The organism is Vibrio sp. Vb0888, from assembly GCF_033338835.1.
Classification (GTDB): Bacteria; Pseudomonadota; Gammaproteobacteria; order Enterobacterales; family Vibrionaceae; genus Vibrio; species Vibrio alginolyticus.
This window is the reverse complement of record NZ_JAWOTL010000348.1, coordinates 1-1,026: the sequence shown is the minus strand read 5'-3', so window position 1 is coordinate 1,026 and position 1,026 is coordinate 1. Positions and strand designations below refer to the sequence as shown.

Below are 1,026 nucleotides of genomic sequence, written 5' to 3'. Positions count from 1 at the left end.
TTTGATGGCGGATTTGATCACTGGGATTTTCAGTTCGCTAGATGTCATTTCACGGCGAGTGTCGTTCACTTGGCGCTGCAATTTGAGTAGCTCAATACGCGGAACAACGCCTTCATCCGCCAACGGTTGGGTGATATCCAGTTCTTTCTTCGCGTATTGGTAGCTTTGGCGTAAGTTACGCACTCGCGCTTCAATCTCGACCAAGTCTTGCTGTTTTTGCTCAACTTGTTGATCGATCACCGACAGTTGGTTGCGTAGGTTATCCAAATCTTCGCGGTATTCTGCTTTTTGACGCTGAGTTAATTGTGGCTGCGTCTCTTCCAATACCGGTGGGAAAGTCAGTTTGCCGTAATCGAGAACGACGCTTTTTTCCCAATCTTGAATATTAAAATCGCGATTGACGGCAACGCTGTTGATAGAAGCAGAAAGTTGTAATACCGAGGCGGTCAGGTTGGCAACTTGTTGTTCACGTTCGCGGTAGTCCGAGCGAAAACGAGTATCGTCGATCAACAGAAGTTGCTGGCCTTTTTTCACCAGTTGTCCTTCCTTCACCAGAATTTCTTTGACGAGACCACCTTCCAAGTTTTGAACTACTTGGATTTGAGAAGAGGGAATTACTTTACCTTGACCGACGGTGACTTGGTCGATCTGTGCCCACGACGCCCAACCAATGGCTGCAACAAAAAACAACACCATAACCCACAACATTAGTCGGGCACTATTTGGGGTGTTGAGAAGCAGTGCGGCGGTTTTGTCATCGACAAAATCCAGCTCATCATTGCTGAGTTTGTTGTAGTTGTCTCGGCTCATCACATTCTCTGCTTATATAAATACGGATTATCTTTTTGATCTTATTATTATTACCCGATCATGTCAGCATTCCGGCTAATAAAAATAAGTAACAGAGGACATTCGCTCTGGTTACCCGTCTGGCTTCAGCCCGTTCTTGCTGAAAGGCTGAAGAGATTTTGAGGTATTGCTACTGAGCCTTAAACTTCGATTTGTCCAACTGATGTTTTTTTAGTT

General features: G+C 45.1%; 1 protein-coding gene. It reads right to left on the bottom strand.

Going from position 1 to position 1,026, the window contains the following annotated elements:
- A partial coding sequence (locus tag R7P72_RS26165) for a biotin/lipoyl-binding protein (RefSeq protein ID WP_318111183.1) occupies nucleotides 1-810 on the bottom strand: 810 nt, incomplete at its 3' end.
- Between the last annotated feature and the right edge of the window lie 216 nt (nucleotides 811-1,026).